General features: G+C 73.3%; 11 protein-coding genes. 2 read left to right on the top strand and 9 right to left on the bottom strand.

Features of this window, described 5'->3' with window-relative positions:
* Window positions 1–4 precede the first annotated feature (4 nt).
* Window positions 5–796, top strand: a complete 792-nt coding sequence (gene lexA / locus ACFWB8_RS07815; protein ID WP_385223605.1) for a transcriptional repressor LexA — start codon at window positions 5–7, stop codon at window positions 794–796.
* 97 nt (window positions 797–893) lie between these two features.
* Here the strand turns inward: lexA and ACFWB8_RS07820 are convergent, their stop codons facing one another.
* From ACFWB8_RS07820 to ACFWB8_RS07840, 5 genes are all read right to left on the bottom strand, one after another.
* Window positions 894–2,864 carry an ATP-dependent DNA helicase gene (locus ACFWB8_RS07820; protein WP_385223606.1) on the bottom strand — a complete coding sequence of 657 codons (1,971 nt, stop codon included), beginning with the start codon at window positions 2,862–2,864 and terminating at the stop codon, window positions 894–896.
* Between the two features lie 52 nt (window positions 2,865–2,916).
* The gene (locus tag ACFWB8_RS07825) at window positions 2,917–4,797 is read right to left on the bottom strand and encodes an IucA/IucC family protein (protein ID WP_385223607.1); all 1,881 of its coding nucleotides are present in this window, start codon (window positions 4,795–4,797) and stop codon (window positions 2,917–2,919) included.
* A 142-nt stretch (window positions 4,798–4,939) separates the two neighbouring features.
* Window positions 4,940–5,620 carry a GNAT family N-acetyltransferase gene (locus ACFWB8_RS07830; RefSeq protein WP_385223608.1) on the bottom strand — a complete coding sequence of 227 codons (681 nt, stop codon included), beginning with the start codon at window positions 5,618–5,620 and terminating at the stop codon, window positions 4,940–4,942.
* A gap of 31 nt (window positions 5,621–5,651) precedes the next feature.
* Complete coding sequence (locus ACFWB8_RS07835; protein ID WP_385223652.1) at window positions 5,652–7,583, bottom strand: IucA/IucC family protein; 1,932 nt, start codon at window positions 7,581–7,583, stop codon at window positions 5,652–5,654.
* 849 nt (window positions 7,584–8,432) lie between these two features.
* Window positions 8,433–9,821: a diaminobutyrate--2-oxoglutarate transaminase family protein gene (locus tag ACFWB8_RS07840; protein ID WP_385223609.1), complete on the bottom strand. Its 1,389-nt coding sequence runs from the start codon at window positions 9,819–9,821 to the stop codon at window positions 8,433–8,435.
* 284 nt (window positions 9,822–10,105) lie between these two features.
* Here ACFWB8_RS07840 and ACFWB8_RS07845 point away from each other — a divergent pair, with 284 nt between their 5' ends.
* Window positions 10,106–11,272 carry a trypsin-like serine peptidase gene (locus ACFWB8_RS07845; RefSeq protein WP_385223610.1) on the top strand — a complete coding sequence of 389 codons (1,167 nt, stop codon included), beginning with the start codon at window positions 10,106–10,108 and terminating at the stop codon, window positions 11,270–11,272.
* Window positions 11,273–11,341: 69 nt separating this feature from the next.
* On the opposite strand, the gene hflX is transcribed toward ACFWB8_RS07845, so the two are convergent.
* The 4 genes from hflX to dapF form a co-directional block, all read right to left on the bottom strand.
* A complete protein-coding gene (gene hflX, locus ACFWB8_RS07850; protein ID WP_385223611.1) occupies window positions 11,342–12,847 on the bottom strand; it encodes a GTPase HflX in 1,506 nt (501 codons plus the stop codon).
* 203 nt (window positions 12,848–13,050) lie between these two features.
* Window positions 13,051–14,592, bottom strand: coding sequence for a M1 family metallopeptidase (locus ACFWB8_RS07855; RefSeq protein ID WP_385223612.1), 1,542 nt, complete (start codon window positions 14,590–14,592; stop codon window positions 13,051–13,053).
* Window positions 14,593–14,676: 84 nt separating this feature from the next.
* On the bottom strand, window positions 14,677–16,794 hold the full coding sequence (locus ACFWB8_RS07860; RefSeq protein WP_385223613.1) for a RelA/SpoT family protein: 2,118 nt from the start codon (window positions 16,792–16,794) through the stop codon (window positions 14,677–14,679).
* A gap of 140 nt (window positions 16,795–16,934) precedes the next feature.
* Window positions 16,935–17,810 carry a diaminopimelate epimerase gene (dapF, locus tag ACFWB8_RS07865; RefSeq protein WP_385223614.1) on the bottom strand — a complete coding sequence of 292 codons (876 nt, stop codon included), beginning with the start codon at window positions 17,808–17,810 and terminating at the stop codon, window positions 16,935–16,937.
* Window positions 17,811–17,855: the final 45 nt, after the last annotated feature.

A 17,855-nucleotide genomic window follows, 5' to 3' on the forward strand; every position in this document is an offset into this window, starting at 1 on the left:
CGACGTGACCACCACCGCAGACAGTGCCACCATCACTGCCCAGAACCGCTCCCAGAGCCGACTCGAGCCGGTGCATGCCATGAATGACGCAAGCCTGAACCCGGAGGCGGAGCCCGTGCGCCCCGCACGATCGCTGCCAGGGCGACCTCCAGGCATCCGCGCCGACAGCTCCGGGCTCACGGACCGGCAGCGGAGGGTCATCGAGGTCATCCGCGACTCGGTGCAGCGGCGGGGCTACCCGCCGTCGATGCGCGAGATCGGCCAGGCGGTCGGCCTGTCCAGCACCTCTTCGGTCGCGCACCAGCTGATGGCCCTGGAGCGCAAGGGCTTCCTGCGCCGCGACCCGCACCGGCCCCGGGCGTACGAGGTCCGCGGCTCCGACCAGCCCAGCTCGCAGCCCACGGACACCACCGGCAAGCCCGCCGCCTCGTACGTTCCCCTGGTCGGCCGGATCGCGGCCGGCGGTCCGATCCTCGCCGAGGAGTCGGTGGAGGACGTGTTCCCCCTCCCCCGCCAGCTCGTCGGCGATGGCGAGCTCTTCGTCCTCAAGGTCGTGGGCGACTCGATGATCGAGGCCGCGATCTGCGACGGCGACTGGGTCACGGTCCGGCGCCAGCCCGTCGCGGAGAACGGCGACATCGTCGCCGCGATGCTCGACGGTGAGGCCACGGTCAAACGCTTCAAGCGGGAGGACGGCCACGTCTGGCTTCTCCCGCACAACTCCGCCTACCAGCCCATCCCCGGCGACGAGGCCACCATCCTCGGCAAGGTCGTCGCGGTACTGCGCCGGGTCTGACCCGACGCCTCTCGCCAGCCCCGGGACCCACTGCGCCGGTCCCGGGGCTGTTGTGCGCCCCCGCGCCTCGCCGTATCCCGTACGGGCCTGCCGTCGGCTACTTGCCGTCGGCCTGCGCCGCGGCGTCGATGGCGGACAGGGAGCGGCGCGCCTGGTTGCGGTCCGTGGTGTACCAGAAGTCCGGCAGCGTGGCCCGCAGGAAGCTCCCGTACCGGGCCGTGGCCAGGCGAGGGTCGAGCACCGCGACCACACCCCGGTCGCCCGTGGCGCGTACGAGACGACCCGCGCCCTGGGCCATCAGCAGGGCCGCGTGCGTGGCGGCCACGGCCATGAAGCCGTTGCCCCCGTGCTCCTCGACCGACTTCTGCCGGGCGCTCATCAGCGGGTCGTCGGGCCGCGGGAACGGGATCCTGTCCATGACCACCAGCTGGCAGCTGGGTCCGGGCACGTCCACGCCCTGCCACAGCGACAGGGTGCCGAACAGGCAGGTCTTCGGATCCGCGGCGAAGGCCTTGATCAGCTCGCCCAGCGTCTCCTCGCCCTGCAGCAGGATCGGGTTGTCGAGCCGGCCGCGCAGCTCCTCGGCAGCCGCCTTCGCGCCGCGCATGGAGGAGAAGAGGCCGAGGGTGCGGCCGCCGGCCGCCTCGATCAGTTCGGCGAGCTCGTCCATCATGTCGCCCCGGGTGCCCTCGCGGCCGGGGGTGGCCAGGTGCTTCGCGACGTAGAGGATGCCCTGCTTGGGGTAGTCGAAGGGGGAGCCGACGTCCAGGCCCTTCCAGGCCGGTACGTCGTCCCCCTCGACCCCCTCGGCGGACAGGCCGAGCGAGGCCGCGACGCCGTTGAAGTCGCCGCCGAGCTTGAGGGTCGCCGAGGTCAGGACCACCGAGCGGTCTTCGAACAGCTTCTCGCGCAGCAGGCCCGACACCGACAGCGGGGCGACCCGGAGGGTGGCGCCGAAACGGTCGTGGCGTTCGTACCAGACGACGTCGTACTCGGAGCGGTTCACGATCCGCTCCGCCACCCCGTGCACGCTCTCCACCGCGGCCAGGGCCTGCTTGCGGACCGCGTCCTCGTCGTGGACGGACTTGTCGCGCGTCGCGCCGATCGCGGAGATCACATTGCGCGCGGCGTCCCGCAGGGCCATCAGCGCGTAGCCGAGGTCCTCGGGGACCTCCTCGAGGCGGCCCGGCAGGGCAAGCTCCATCACGCGCTCGAAGGACTCGGAGGCGGTCTGCAGGGAGTCCGCCGTCTTCTCGTCGACCAGCTTCGCCGACCGCTTCACGGCACGGTTGACCTGGCCGGGAGTGAGCTCGCCGGTGGCCACGCCGGTGACCCGCGAGACCAGCTCGTGGGCCTCGTCCACGATCAGCACCTCGTGCTGCGGCAGCACCGGGGCACCCTCGATGGCGTCGATGGCCAGGAGCGCGTGATTGGTGACGACCACATCGGCTAGCTTGGCCCGCTCGCGCGCGGCTTCCGCGAAGCACTCGGCTCCGTACACGCACTTCGTCGCGCCCAGGCACTCCCGCGAAGAGACCGAGATCTGGCTCCAGGCCTTGTCGGAGACGCCGGGGGTCAGGTCGTCGCGATCGCCGGTCTCGGTCTCGTCCGCCCAGTCCCGCAGGCGCAGCAGGTCCTGGCCGAGCTTGCTGGTGGGAGCGGCCGCCTCGAACTGGTCGAAGAGGCCCTCCTCCTCGTCCTGCGGCGCTCCCTCGTGCAGGCGGTGCAGGCAGAGGTAGTTGGAGCGGCCCTTGAGCATGGCGAACTGCGGACGGCGGCGGAGCTGCGGGTGCAGCGCCTCCACCGTCCGGGGCAGGTCGCGCTCGACGAGCTGCCGCTGCAGTGCCAGGGTCGCGGTGGCCACGACCACGCGCTCGCCGTGCGCGAGGGCCGGCACCAGGTAGCCGAGGGACTTTCCGGTGCCGGTTCCGGCCTGGATGAGCCGGTGGGAGTTGTCGTCGATCGCTTCGGCGACGGCTTCGGCCATGGTCACCTGGCCGGGGCGCTCCGTGCCGCCGACGGCGGAGACGGCGGCGTGCAGCAGGTCGGGGAGGGAGGGCTTCGTCATAGCACTGCCAACCCTACGGGGCGCCACCGACAGCGACCGCACCGGCGAGGGCTCACGGCCGGTACAAGGGGTTCGGCACGGTGCCGTACTGCACGGCGTGCGGGCGGTCGGGGCGGTCCCGGTAACCGTCCTCGTAGAGCCTGTTGCGGTTCAGGCAGAGCCGCACGATGCGCTCGCCGAGCAGGTCGAAGAGTTCGTAGCGGTCCTTGAGCTCGGGGAACCGGGCCTGGTGGCGCATGATCTCCGCCCGTACGAGCGACCAGAACTCGTCCTCCGCGACGCCGAGGCGGTCCTCGCACAGTGCGGACAGGTAGCGGAAGACGCCGACGAAGAGACCCGAGTGGATGAACTGGGGGAGGAAGTCGGCGGGCTCGGTGAGCAGCACGGCGCGGACCTCGGCGGGCATCGCGGCCAGCTCGGGCAGCGGCTCGTCGCTGATGTTGACGTCGTCCACGAAGTCCTTGACCGCGAGCCGGACCGGGACGTCGCGCTCGTCGAAGATCACGATGGCGTTCTCGCCGTGCGGGGAGAAGACCGTGCCGTAGCGGTAGAGGAAGTGGAGCAGCGGGGGCAGCAGGGCGGCGAAGAGCCGCTGGAGCCAGACGGTGGGCGCGAGGCCGGATCGGGCGACGAGTTCCGCGGTGAAGGACCGTCCGCGGGGATCGGTGTGGAGGAGGGAGGCGAGCGTGCGTGCGCGTTCGCCGGGGGCGAGGCGGCCGGTCAGGGGCTCGCGCCAGATCGCTCCGAGGAGTTCCTTGTACTGGTAGGGGACCTCGGGGAGCTGGTCGTAGACGGGGTGGCGGACGGTGACGGAGGCGACCTCGCCGAGCAGGATCACCCCGCATTCGTCGCGGAGGAAGGGATCGGCGTCGCGGAGGGAGTGGATCCAGGCGGTGACTGCGGGGGCGGCCAGCGCCAGGTCGGAGGGCAGGCCGCGCCAGACCATGGTGTTGAGGACGGAGAGCGGCAGTTTGACGCTGTGCCGGTCGGGGTGGGTGAGGTTGAGGAAGGTGCGGATCGACTGCTGCGGGAGGCGTACGTCGGGGTCGGCGGGGAGCGGGACCAGCGCGCCGGAGGCGAGGGCCGGGGCGAAGAGGGGGAGCACGATCTCGTCCCACTGCCAGGGGTGCACGGGGAGGTAGAGGTAGCCGCGGGGGTCGAGGCCGCGCTCGCGCAGGGCCTGGTCGAAGGCGGCGCGGGTGGCGGGGTCGAGCTCGGCGGAGTAGAGGCGTGAGGGGTCTTCGAGGCCGGCCGTGCCGCGGTAGGTCGCGAGGGAGGTGTGGGCGGCGAGCCAGGGCAGCCGCTGTCGGACGCGGGCCTCGGGCGCCCAGGCGGCGGTGTCGGAGGCGGAGAGTCCGATGCGGCCCTTGTTGAGGACGAGCCAGGGGTGCCCGGTCTGGTGGCCTTCGAGGGCGGCGTAGTCGAGGTCGGCGAGGACGTCGGCCGTGAGGGCCGTGTGCTCGATGCGGGCGTCCGCGGCGAGCGTCGCGCTGAGCTCGCGGACCAGGTGTCCGAGGGTCGCGCCGTCGAGACCGAGGAGGCGGCGGGTCCGGATGAGGAAGGCGTACGGGTCCCCGAAGGCGGTGGGGGGCTCGGTGGAGGGGTGCGGCGGCGTGAGGGTGATGGTGTCGGGTGCGACGTGCCAGCTGCCGTACGCGCGGCGGCGGGCGCGGAAGCCGAGGCTGCTGCCGTCGTCGAGGGTCAGGGTCCAGGCGTCACCGGCGGCGGCCGGCGCCGGTACGGGGCTGATGATCTCCTCGTACGCGAACTCGCCGAGCAGCTTGGCGAGCAGCCGGGCGGTGGCGGAATCCCAGGTCGCGCGGTTGAGCTCGGGCGGCGTACAGGGGTGCTGGGACGACGGCGGCACGGGGGGCTCGGCGGAGCCGGGGCCCGTGGCGTCGGGGCCAGCGGGGACGGCTGGAAAATTCGGCACGGCACTCCTCGGAGATCGGGAACTTTGCTGCGCGACGCAGAGTTTTCGAGGTGAGAGGCGTGAAGCGGTGAGGGAAGAGGCGAAGGAAAGGGAAGAGGCAAGGGCTGCGAGGAGCGGCGCGGTGAATGCAGCGGGGCGGCACTCAGAGGAGATTGCGCAGCGCCCGCTCGCGAATCATCAGAGCGGCTCGCTTCTCGGGCAGGTCGATTTCCTTGGAACAGCGGAAGCCGGAGTTCACGAAGGCTGATACGGAGGGGGTGTTGCGAATGTCCGGTTCGGCGAGGACGCGTGTGCAGCGAGGACGGTTGTCGAACACCAGGTCGGCGACGGCGCGCAGGAGTGCGGTCCCCAGACCTCGGCCCCGGTTCGTGCCGTCTCCGATGAGCAGGTGGATACCCGTGTCGTGGGGGCGCGCCGGGTAGTGGCGGGCGATCGGGTCGAGGTCGGCCCGGTAGATCTCCCAGTAGCTCATCGGTGTGCCGTCCAGGAGGCCGAGGCAGGGGATGCTGCGGCTGTCCCCTACCAGTTGCGCCCGCACGTGGGCGGCGGTCGTGGCGGCGGGGCCGGAGAGTTCCCAATAGGCGGCCACCTCGGGGTCGTTCATCCAGCCGGTGAGGAGCTCCAGGTCCCGGTCGAGGCGGAGGGGTTCCAGGCGGAAGGCTCCGGATTGGGTGGTGGCGGTGCCCCAGCCGGCCGGGGAGTCGAGCAGGTCCGCCTCGGCGAGCAGGGGCAGCAACTCGGCGTTGAGCCGCGATTCGCCGGTGGTGGCCAGGGCATCGGCTGCGCGGCCCGCGGCAACGGTGTGGGAGTCGGTGGAGGGCATCGGGGCTCTTCTCCGTGGGGTCGCGGACGCGTCAGTCGTGAAGGGGGTTGGTGATGGTGACGTAGACGGACTGGGTGTCGACGGGGCCGACGAGCTCGTCCAGGCCGCCCAGACGGGTGAGCAGATTCGCCTTGCAGCGCAGGGTGGGTGAGTCGAGCAGCTGCGCGGGGAGCGGGCCGAGGTCCGCGGCCTTGCCGAGGAAGCGGCGGAAGGCGGCGAGCAGGACACGTTCGTCGGCGAGCCGTTGGGACCCGAAGGCGCCGATGAGGCCGAGCACGTTGTTGATGCCGAGGTAGTAGGCGAAGCGTTCGTCGGTGACGGCGTCGGGGACGAAGGTGTCGCTGGTGCTGCCGATGCCGGGGAGCCGGCGCTCCAGTTCCGCGCGGTGGGAGTCGCGGAAGTAGTAGCCCTGGTTGTCGCGGTAGCGGCCGCCGACCGGCCAGCCGGCGGGGTCGAGGAGGACCAGGGTGTTCTGCTGGTGGGCCTCCAGGGCGATGCCGGCGAGCGCATCGAAGGCGAGGACCGGCAGGACGACGTGGTCGAGGTAGCGCAGGAACCACTCGGCGGAGACCGCGGCGGTCGTACGTCCGGTGGCGGCCGCCAGCCGCGAGACGGTCTCGGCGAGGCGGGAGCGCATGGCGGTCCGGCCCGGCCACGGGCGGGGTGCGGTGAGTGCGGCGATGCACAGGGCGTCGTCACCGGAGCGGAAGGGGTTGTGGCGCAGCAGGACGTCGAGTCCGGGGACGGGGCTGCCGTCCGGGGCGTCGACGGCGAGCCAGGCGGGGTCGCGGACGATGTCGAAGCCGGGGTGGGAGGCCTGCCATTGCTCGGCGAGGCCGGTGCGGAGCAGCCGGTGTACCTCGACGCCCCGGTGGAGTTCCTTGCGGAGGTTCTCGCGACGGGAGTTGGTGATGCGTAGGCCCAGGGACAGCTTGAGCATCGCGGGGGCGCCGGGCCGGTGGGCGGTGCGGATGGAGGAGGTCGGATACCAGGGCTCGCCGTACGGGCCCAGGTCGTGCAGGAGCCCCGCGTCGAGGAGGGCGGCGACGGCGGGGCGCTGGAGGAGGTCGCGGGCCTGCCAGGGGTGCAGGGGAAGGGGGGTGGTTCCGGCGGGGAGGGGGAGGCCCGGGGCGAGCCGTCCGAGCAGTTGGGCGGCGGGAATCGGGCGGCCGCGTTCGGTCCAGGCCGAGTCGGTGGCGAGCGCGGAGGGCGCGACGGCCATCCAGTGGAGGGGGAAGGAGCCGTGGAGTTCGGGTGAGTAGCGGCGCACCTCGGCCGCGGAGAGTTCCTCGCGGCTCTTCGGGGTCGGGTGCAGCGGGTGACCGAGGAGGAGGGACTGTTCGGCGCTGAGGAAACGGTCCAGGGCGACGGTGGCGGGTGCGGTCGGGCGACGGCGCCGGTCCGCGATGAACTCGGCGGTGCGGTGTACCGAGTCGGCGACCCGGCCGACGAGGTCGGAGCCGCCGTGTTCTCCGGGGGCTGCGTGGGCTCCGGGTGCTCCGGGTGCGGTGGCGGTGCGGGGGCCCTCGCGGGAGATGAGCGCGGCGAGGGTGACGGCGTCCACGGCCGGGGCGCCGGCGGGGGCGCCCTCGAGGCGGGCCTGGGCGAAGCGGTGCCAGCCTGCGGGGGACCAGTAGCGGACGGGGACGAGCAGGGCGGTGCCGGATGCGCGGAGGGGGATGCGCAGCACCGGTCCGGCGGGCCGCCCGAGTCCGGTTTCGCGGACCCAGCACCGCAGCAGGTTCTCCACCGCCGCGGCCTCGGCGGCGGCCGCGGGGTCGGGGTGGTCCAGCGGGTCGGGCAGTGCGCCGCCGCCCTCCGCCGCGAACGTCCGGGGTCTGGCCGTGCCGTCCTTCTGCCGCGGCACGGTGGCACCCGGATCCGCGACGGGGGCCCGCTCCCCCGTCGGCTGCGGCGCGGGCGGCTGGTCCTCGGCTGCCCGCGCGGGGCATGGCGGCGACACCGCAACGGCCGGCCATGCCGGGGTGCCCGCCTGCGGGGCGGGGGTTCCGGGCCGCGGATCCGCCGGGTACGCGCTGCCGGCCGGGGGCACGGGGCCGGCCACCTCCGGCACCGGCGAGGGACCGGCTGGCGCGACGAAGCCGAGCGCGGGCGCCGCGGCGTGCCCGGGCGCGGAGGAAGGGGCCCCGCCGGGCGGCTGCGGGGTGTGCCCCGGCACGAGTCCGCCGGGCGGCGGTGCGCTGTGCTGGGACTCGGGGGAAAGTGCGCCGCCGAGCGGCGGCTCGTGCCCGGGCACGGAGTAAGCGGAGGACTGGGACCCGTCTCCGGGGCCCGGGGAACGGTCGCCGCCGGGCGCGGACGGCGCGGGGGAAAGGGCACCGCCCCGCTGCGGGGCGCCCTCGACCACCGCCGAGGGGCCGGGGGCGTGCCCCGGCGCGGGGGCAGGCGCCGAGTCCCTGGCGCCGCCGAGCAGCGGGGCCGGGGCAGGGGCAGGGGCGTCACCGAGCGCGGGCGGTACGGGAGAAGGGGCATCGCCGAGCGGCGGGGCCGGGGTGTGCCCCTCCGGGGCTGGGGCAGCGCCGAGCGCGGGCGGCGCGAAGGCCGGGACGGCGCCCAGCGGTGGTGCCGTGTGCCCCGGCGCCGGGGAAAGGCCGGGGGTGTGCCCCGGGGGCGGGGCCGGGGTGCGCCCCACCGCCGGGGGTTGGGCGTCGCCGAGCGCGGGCGGCGCGAGGGCTGGGGTGCCATCCAGCGGTGGCGCCGTGGGGCCTGGTACCAGGGAGTGGCCGGGGCCCGGCGCGGGGGTGGGGCCCGGCGCGGGGGTGGGGGGGTGCGGGTCGGGCATGGCGGGTCCTTAGCGGCGGGTGGCGGCGGGGATGGCGTCGGCCAGGCGGTCCAGGACGGCCGCGGCCTGTTCGTCGGTCAGGGTCAGCGGGGGGAGCAGGCGGATGACGCTGGAGTGGCGGCCGCCCAGCTCGACGATCAGGCCGCGGTCCAGGCACTCCTGGCGGACGGCCGCCGCGAGGGCGGGGGCGGCGGCTGCTGTGTCCGGGTCGATCAGTTCGACGCCGATCATGAGGCCGCGGCCGCGGACGTCCCCGATGCAGGGGTGGGCCGGGGCCAGGCCGCGCAGGGAGGCGAGCATGCGCGCGCCCAGCTCGGCCGCGCGCTGTGCGAGCCGGTTCTCCCGGACGTAGGCCAGCGTGGCGGTGCCGGCCGCCATGGCCAGTTGGTTGCCGCGGAAGGTTCCGGCGTGGGCTCCGGGGGCCCAGAGGTCCAGCCCGGCGCGGTACACGATCACCGCGAGCGGCAGGCTTCCGCCGATGGCCTTGGACAGGACCATCACGTCGGGCACCACCCCGGCGTGGTCGACGCCCCAGAAGGCGCCGGTGCGGCCCACGCCCGTCTGGACCTCGTCGGCGATCAGCGGGATGCCCCGGGCCGCGGTGATCTCCCGCATCCGGCGCAGCCAGGCGTCCGGCGCCGGGTTCACCCCGCCCTCGCCCTGCACCGGCTCGACGATCATCGCGGCGGGTGTGGGCACCCCGCCCTTGGGGTCGTCCAGCAGGTTCTGCGTCCAAGCCGCGGCGAGCCGGGCGCCCTCCGCGCCGCCGACCCCGAAGGGGCAGTGGTAGTCCTGCGGGTACGGCAGCCGGGTCACCCGTACGTCCGGCGCGCCGCCCGAGGCGTCCAGCGCCCCGGCGGTCATCCCGTGGTAGGCCCCCGTGAAGGCGAGCAGCCCCGAGCGGCCGGTGGCGGTGCGCACCAGCTTGAGCGCGGCCTCGACGGCGTCCGTCCCCGCCGGGCCGCAGAACTGGATCCGGGCGTCTGCGGCCAGTTCCGCGGGCAGGTTGGCGAACAGCTCGGTGGTGAAGGCGTCCTTGACGGGGGTCGCCAGGTCCAGGACGTGCAGGGGAGCTCCCGAGTCGAGCACTCCCCGGATCGCCTCCAGCACCACGGGGTGGTTGTGCCCCAGGGCGAGGGTGCCGGCGCCGGAGAGGCAGTCGAGGTAGCGCCGTCCGTCCGCGCCCTCGATGGTCAACCCCCGGGCGCGCACCGGCACGATGGGCAGGGAGCGGGCGTAGGTCCGCGCGGCGGACTCCCGTTGGGCCTGCCTGCGCAGGATCGCCTCCGCGCCCGCTCCGGGTCCCCGCCCCGCCTGCGGCGGGACGTGCGCCTCAGTCGATGCCTCAGTCGACGCCTCACTCGCAGCCTCAGCCGCGGCCTGCTCGGTCAAAGCCACGAGTGTCGGTCCTCCCGCACGGTTCGCTCCCTCGGAGTGCGCCTCGAACACGAGCGCTGCTCCCCCATCCCCCGTACGTACCAACGACGGTGACGGCGACGGATCACGGGCGGGCCCAAGATCCTTGCCCCGGCGGAAGTCGGGGCGGCCGGCAAGACACGGTCCCGTCCCCGGAACCGCCGCCCCGGCCTGTGCCGTCCCCCACGGCAGCGGCATAGTGGTGGGCTGCACCCGGAGCCAACTCCATACGCCTCACTTCCAGAACCACCAGGGGGACTCACGACATGCGACCGAACCGACCGGTCATCGCGACCCTGTGCGCGGCCGCGCTCGCGCTGACCGCCGCGGCCTGCGGACCCGGCGACGGGGAGGCCGACGCCAAGCCGACCGTGGCGGCGAGCCTTCCGGGCGGGGTGGACGGGATCAAGATCCCGGACCAGCTCAGGGAAAGGCTCAAGCAGCACGGCATCGACCTGGAGAAGTGGAAGGGGGGTGCGTGGAAGAACTGGGACAAGGAGGACTGGCTCCGCGAGGCGGGTGACTACATCAACCCGATCATCGAGGGCCTGTGGGACCCGGACCGGATGCGCGACGCCGAGACGCCGCAGCCCCCGGCCGTCGACCCGGATGCGGGCAAGGACCAGGGAGTCACGGACCCGACCCCGGCGCCGGTGGCGGCCAAGCCCGCGAACCCGCCGTACCACCAGAGCGTCCCGGCGTCCGGCAAGGTCTTCTTCGACGGCCCCGGGGGCTCGATGGTCTGCTCGGCGACCGTCGTCAAGGACCCGGCCCACCCCGGCAAGTCCAACATGGTCTGGACGGCGGGCCACTGCGTGCACGCGGGCAAGGCCGGCGGCTGGTACCGCAACATCGCCTTCGTCCCGTCGTACAACAACGCGGGCAAGCCTGCGGCGCAGCTCAAGGGCGCGCCGCGCGCGGAGGTGGCTCCGTACGGCGTGTGGTGGAGCGACTGGGCGCAGACCTCCGACCAGTGGATCGCGACCGGCGGTCCGACGGGCGGCGCGGGCGCCCCGTACGACTTCGCGGTACTGCACGTGACGCCCGAGGGCGGCGGCGGCAAGTCCCTGGAGGAGACGGTCGGTACGGCGCTCCCGGTGGAGTTCAACGCCCCGGCGGTGGCGAAGGTGTCGAGCATGACGGCCACGGGCTATCCGGCGGCGGCGCCGTTCGACGGCCAGAAGGCCTTCCAGTGCACGGACAGGCCTGGCCGGCTGGCGCTGAACAAGACGGACCCCGTGCTGTACCGCATCGGCTGCACGATGACCGGCGGTTCCTCGGGCGGCGGCTGGATCGCGGCGGGCGCGGACGGCAAGCCGGCGCTGGTCTCGAACACCTCGATCGGCCCGGCCAAGGCGGGCTGGCTGGCGGGGCCGCGGCTGGGGCCGGAGGCCAAGGGGATCTTCGACGCGGTGAGCGGCAAGTTCAAGTAGCCGCGACGGCACCGCACATGGCTGAGGGCCCCCTGCACCGCAGGGGGCCCTCAGCCATGTGTCGCGTGTCTACTGCTTGGCGGGCACGTACGGAGCCAGGTCCGCCGCGAGTTCCGGGTGGACCCGCGCCTTGAGCAGGGTGCCCTCCGGAGTGTGCTCCTCGGAGATCACCTCGCCCTCGGCGTGCGCCCGGGCGATCAGCGAGCCGCGCGTGTACGGCACCAGGGCCTCCACCTCGACCTCGGGCCGCGGCAGCTCGGTGTCGATGAGCGCGAGGAGTTCCTCGATGCCCATGCCCGTGCGTGCCGAGACAGCGATGGAGTGCCGCTCGATCCGCAGCAGGCGCTGGAGCACCAGCGGGTCGGCCGCGTCCGCCTTGTTGATCACCACGATCTCGGGCACGTTGACCGCGCCGACCTCACGGATGACCTCGCGTACGGCTGCCAGCTGCTCCTCCGGGGTCGGGTGCGAGCCGTCCACGATGTGCAGGATGAGGTCGGAGTCGCCGACCTCCTCCATCGTGGAACGGAACGCCTCGACGAGGTGGTGGGGCAGGTGCCGGACGAAGCCGACGGTGTCGGCCAGGGTGTAGACCCGGCCGGACGGCGTCTCGGCCCGGCGCACGGTCGGGTCGAGGGTGGCGAACAGCGCGTTCTCCACCAGGACGCCCGCGCCCGTGAGGCGGTTGAGCAGCGAGGACTTGCCCGCGTTGGTGTAGCCGGCGATGGCGACCGAGGGCACCTTGTTGCGGCGCCGTTCCTGCCGCTTGATGTCGCGGCCGGTCTTCATCTCCGCGATCTCCCGGCGCATCTTCGCCATCTTCTCGCGAATGCGTCGCCGGTCGGTCTCGATCTTGGTCTCACCGGGGCCTCGGGTGGCCATGCCGCCACCGCCGCCGCCACCCATCTGCCGGGACAGCGAGGCACCCCAGCCGCGCAGGCGCGGAAGCATGTACTGCATCTGCGCGAGGGCGACCTGGGCCTTGCCCTCTCGGGACTTGGCGTGCTGGGCGAAGATGTCGAGGATGAGGGCGGTCCGGTCGACCACCTTCACCTTGACGACGTCTTCGAGGGCGATGAGCTGGCCCGGGCTGAGCTCGCCGTCGCAGACGACGGTGTCGGCGCCGCTCTCCATGACGATGTCGCGCAGCTCGCGGGCCTTGCCGGAACCGATGAAGGTGGCCGGGTCGGGCTTGTCGCGGCGCTGGATGACACCGTCGAGTACGAGGGCACCGGCCGTCTCGGCGAGGGCGGCGAGCTCCGCGAGGGAGTTCTCGGCGTCGATCACCGTGCCGGAGGTCCAGACGCCGACGAGCACGACGCGCTCCAGGCGGAGCTGGCGGTACTCGACCTCGGTGACGTCTTCGAGTTCGGTGGAGAGGCCGGCCACACGGCGCAGGGCCGCGCGCTCGGAGCGTTCGAACTGCTCGCCGTCCCGGTCTCCGTCGATCGCGTGGCTCCAGGCGACGTCCTCTTCCATCAGGGCGTCGGCCCGAAGGCTCTCGGTGAAGCTCTGCGAGTCCGGCACGTCCTGTGCGTCCCGCGCGTCCTGGGAAGGGGAAGAAGAGGAGGTCATTGGATCCTTACGTCGATTCGATTCGTTTGCCTGCGTCCGCGTGTGCGGATGTTCATGTGTCCGCGTCCGCATCGGCCGGGGCGGAGCCAAGGCCAAAGCTACTGCCACGCGTGACATAACACTGTCACGTCCAACGTGTAACACCGCCGGACGATTCCCCGCAGCGCGGCCTCGTCGATGGTGGCATGCCCGTTCGGCGCCCGTCACACCCTTTTCTCGGCCCCCGCGGCCTTCGTGTGGGGCGCTGCGCCCTTCTTCGCCGCGCCCGCCGCGCCCTTCTTCGCCGTGCCCGCCGTGCCCGCCGCGCCCGCCGCCCCGCCCCACTCCGGGTGGCCCGGCATCGCCGGGGTCGTCTTCCCGTACAGCCACGGCTGCAGGAAGGCCCCCAGGTCCCGCCCCGCCTCCTGCGACGCCAGGCGTACGAAGTCCTCCGTGCCCGCGACCGCGTCGCGGTGCTCGCCCACCCAGCGCCGCTCCACCCGGTCGAAGGCTTCGGCGCCGATCTCCTGGCGCAGGGCGTACAGGATCAGCGCGGCCCCGTCGTAGACCACCGGCCGGAACAGCCCGATCTTCTGCCCGGGCGCGGCCGCCTTCGGCGCGGCCGGGGGCCCGCCCGCGGCCCGCCACTGGTCGGAGCGCTGGTACGCCTCGCGCATGCGCCGCTCCAGGGAGTACTTGCCGAGGCCGTCCGCGTACAGGGCCTCGTACCAGGTGGCGTGTCCCTCGTTGAGCCAGAGGTCCGACCACGTGCGCGGGGTCACGCTGTCGCCGAACCACTGGTGGGCGAGCTCGTGCACCATCACGGACTCGACGTACCACTCCGGGTAGCCCTGGCCGGAGAACAGGCCGCTCTCGAACAGCGACAGCGTCTGGGTCTCCAGCTCGAAACCGGTCTTGGCGTGCGCGATGAGCACCCCGTAGTTCTCGAAGGGGTAGCGCCCGACGCGCTGCTCCATCCACTCGATGTGCCCGGCGGTCTTCTTCAGCCACGGGTCCAGCTTCTCCCGGTCCGCCGTCGCGACCACGTCGCGCAGCGGCAGCCCGTGCGGTCCGGTGCCGTGCACCACGGTCGAGACGCCGATGGAGACCTGGGCCAGCTCGGTGGCCATCGGATGCAGCGTCCGGTACGTCCATGTCGTGGCGGCGGCGGCCCTGGGGACGCGCATGGCGCCCGGCATGCCGTTGGCGACGGCCGTCAGCCCGGCCGGAGCGGTGATCCGGAAGGTGAAGTACGCCTTGTCGGCGGGGTGGTCGTTGCACGGGAAGACCCGGTGCGCGGCGTCGGCCTGGTTGGCCATGGCGAGGCCGTCGTCGGTGGGCACCCAGCCGCCGTCGCCGCGGCCGCGCGGGTCGCTCGTGTGCCGGATGGTGATGTGCAGGGGCGAGCCGCCGGTCAGCGGCCGGGCGGGGGTGAGCACGAGGTCCTCCCCTGCGCTCTCGAACCGGGCGGGCTCGCCGTTGACCTCGGCCGAGGCCACCGTGCCGTGGGCGAAGTCCAGGTTGACGGTGTCCAGCGGCTGGCTGGTGCGGGCGCTGATGACGGTGACGGCGTCGAGCGGGGTGCGGTTGTCCTTGTAGGTGAAGGACAGGTCGTACGAGAGCACGTCGTACCCGGGGTTCCCGAGCTCGGGGAACAGCCGGTCGCCGATGCCCAGTGGCTTCGGCGGGGGCAGCACGGCGGCGACGAGGGTGAGGGAGGCCGCGGCCAGCAGGGCGGCGCGCAGGCGCGGGGAGGTGAGCTGCATCCCCCACCGCTTACCAGCGCCCGCCACACCGCCGCGAACGGCGCGCGACGGGTCCACCCGAACGGGGACACCTCACGCGGTGGACTACGCCCGGCTGACGTCGTACACGCCCGGCACGTCGCGCATGGCGCGCATCAGCGCCGGCAGTCCGGTCGCGTCGGGCAGTTGGAGGGTGTACGTGTGCCGGACCCGCTGCTCCACGGGCGGTTCCACGGTCGCGGAGACGACCTCGACCCCCTCGTGGGCGATGGCCTCGGTCAGGTCGGCCAGCAGATGGGGGCGGCCGAACGATTCGGCGAGGAGCGTGACCCGGCAGTCGGCGGTCGCCCGCCAGTGCACGGCGACGGAGGTCCGCCCCACCGCGCGCATCTGGGCCACCGTCGTGCACTGGATCCGGTGCACGGTGACGGCTCCGCCCCGTACGACGAACCCCGCGACCGCGTCGGGCGGCACCGGCGTGCAGCACCCGGCGAGCCGCACGGTGGCGTCCGGCAGGTCGGCGACGGCGTTGCCCCCGCCGCCCCGGGCCCCGACCACGGACAGCGGCGCCCGCGGCACCGCGGCGGCCGGCCCGGCCCCGTCGGGGTGGGCCTCCAGCCAGCTGCCGATGGCGATGCGGGCGGCCGGGGTCCGGGCGTGCTCCAGCCAGTCGGCGGCGGGGCCGGAGGAGGCGTCGTGCGCGAGGAGGAGCTGGACGGTGTCCCCGTCGGAGAGCGGGGAGGACAGGGAGGTGAGGCGCCCGTTGACCCGGGCGCCGATACAGCCGTGGGCCGCCTCGCCGTGCTGGGCGTAGGCGGCGTCGATACAGCTGGCACCGGCCGGCAGGCCCAGCGTGCCGCCGTCGGCGCGGAACACGGTGATCTCCCGGTCCTGCGCCAGTTCCGAGCGGAGCACGTTCCAGAAGGTGTCGGGGTCGGGCGCCGACTGCTGCCAGTCGAGCAGCCGCGACAGCCAGCCGGGCCGCGTGGGGTCCACGCGCTCCTCGTCGCACTCCGCCGACTCCCCCGCCGGACCGCCGGTGGCGGCTGTGGCGGCGGCTGCGGCCGTGGCCGTGGCGTACGGGTTGCCCAGCGCCACCACCCCGGCCTCCGCGACGCGGTGCATCTGCCGGGTGCGCACGATCACCTCGGCGACGTACCCCTCGGGGGTGGCGACGGCGGTGTGCAGGGACTGGTAGAGGTTGAACTTCGGGGCGGCGATGAAGTCCTTGAACTCCGAGACGACCGGGGTGAAACAGGTGTGCAGCTCCCCCAGCACCCCGTAGCAGTCGGCGTTTTCGCCGACGAGGACGAGGATGCGGCCGAAGTCGGAGCCGCGCAGCTCGCCGCGCCCCAGGGCGATGCGGTGTACGGAGACGAAGTGCCGCGGCCGTACGAGCACCTCGGCGCCGATGCCGGAGTCGCGCAGGACGGCGCGTACGGAGTCGGCGATGGCGGGCAGCGGGTCGCGCTCGCCCGCGTGGGCGGCGATGAGGGCGCGGGTGTGCTCGTACTCCTCGGGGTGCAGGATCGCGAAGACGAGGTCTTCCAGCTCGGTCTTCAGGGCCTGTACGCCGAGCCGTTCGGCGAGGGGGATGAGGACGTCCCGGGTGACTTTGGCGATGCGGGCCTGTTTTTCGGGGCGCATCACGCCGAGGGTGCGCATGTTGTGCAGCCGGTCGGCGAGTTTGATGGACATCACGCGGACGTCGTTGCCGGTGGCGACGAGCATCTTGCGGAAGGTCTCGGGTTCGGCGGCGGCGCCGTAGTCGATCTTCTCCACCTTGGTGACGCCGTCGACGATGAAGCAGACCTCGTCGCCGAACTCCTCGCGCACCTGATCCAGGGTCACGTCCGTGTCCTCGACGGTGTCGTGGAGGAGCGAGGCCGTCAGAGTGGTGGTTTCGGCGCCGAGTTCGGCCAGGATGAGGGTGACGGCGAGCGGATGTGTGATGTACGGCTCACCGCTTTTGCGCATCTGGCCGCGGTGCGAGGTCTCTGCGAGCAGGTACGCGCGCCGCAGGACGGACAGGTCCGCGTCCGGATGGTGGGCCCGGTGCGCCTCGGCGACGTGGCCGATGGCGTCCGGCAGCCGGTCCCGGGAGGCGGGTCCGAGCAGGGCGGCGCGGCCGAGTCGGCGCAGATCAAGCCTGGTCCGGCCACGTCTGCGGAGTTCAGGGCGCGCTTCGGGGCGTGCTTCGGGGTTCGTGGCCTCTGCACTCATGGGCACCTCCGGCGGCTTCGACCGGCGGTGGCGGGCATGGGGTGAGCCCTCAGGGCCGGTGCCTGATGCTACCGACCCCACCACGTGGCGCAGTCCACCTCTCGCACAGCGTGAAACGGATCACCCATTAGAGGGAAGCTTCAGGCGAAAGCCGTTTCGGTGAGCCAGGCCGGATCGAACTCGCCCGCGGCGACGATGACGGCCGGTCCGGTCATGTCGATCTGCCCGTCGGGGTGTTCGGTGATGAGCAGGGTGCCGCCGAGGACGTCGACGGTGTACGTGACCGGCTCGCCGGTGGCGGCCGGGTCCGCGCCGTCGCGCCGGATGGCGGCCACGGCGACGGCGCAGGCGCCGGTGCCGCAGGAACGGGTCTCGCCCGAGCCGCGCTCGTGGACGCGCATGGCGACGTGCCGGGGGCCGCGGTCGACGACGAACTCCACATTGGCACCGGTCGGGTAGGCGGACGCCGGGCTGTACGGGGGCGGGGTGTACAGGTTCCCGGCGTCGTCCAGGCTGTCAACGAAGGCGACCGCGTGCGGGTTCCCCATGTTGACGTTCCGGGCGGGCCAGGAGTGCTCGCCGACGGAGACGGTGACCTCGCCCTCGGGGAACCGGGCGCGCCCCATGGACACGGTGACGTCGCCCGCCTTGTCGAGGTGGACGTGCTTGACGCCGCCCCGGGTGGCGACGGCCAGGTCACCGGCTTCGACGTGCCCGGCGTGCTGGAGGTAGCGGGCGAAGACGCGGACGCCGTTGCCGCACATCTCGGCGATGGAGCCGTCCCCGTTGCGGTAGTCCATGAACCACTCGGCCTCGTCGGCCATGTGCGCCGCGTCGGGGTGCGCGGCGGACCGCACCACGTGCAGCACTCCGTCCGCGCCGATCCCCGCGCGCCGGTCGCACAGCTTCGCGACGGCGGTGGCGGGCAGCTCGACGGCGTTGTCCGGGTCCGGGACGATCACGAAGTCGTTCTCGGTGCCGTGGCCCTTGAGGAAGGAGATGCTGGTCTGCGTCACCAGGCCATGGTAGCGAGGCGCCGCCGACACCGACCGGCTCGACTG

Origin of the sequence: Streptomyces sp. NPDC060031 (assembly GCF_042736805.1) — a bacterium.
Lineage (GTDB): Bacteria > Actinomycetota > Actinomycetes > Streptomycetales > Streptomycetaceae > Streptomyces.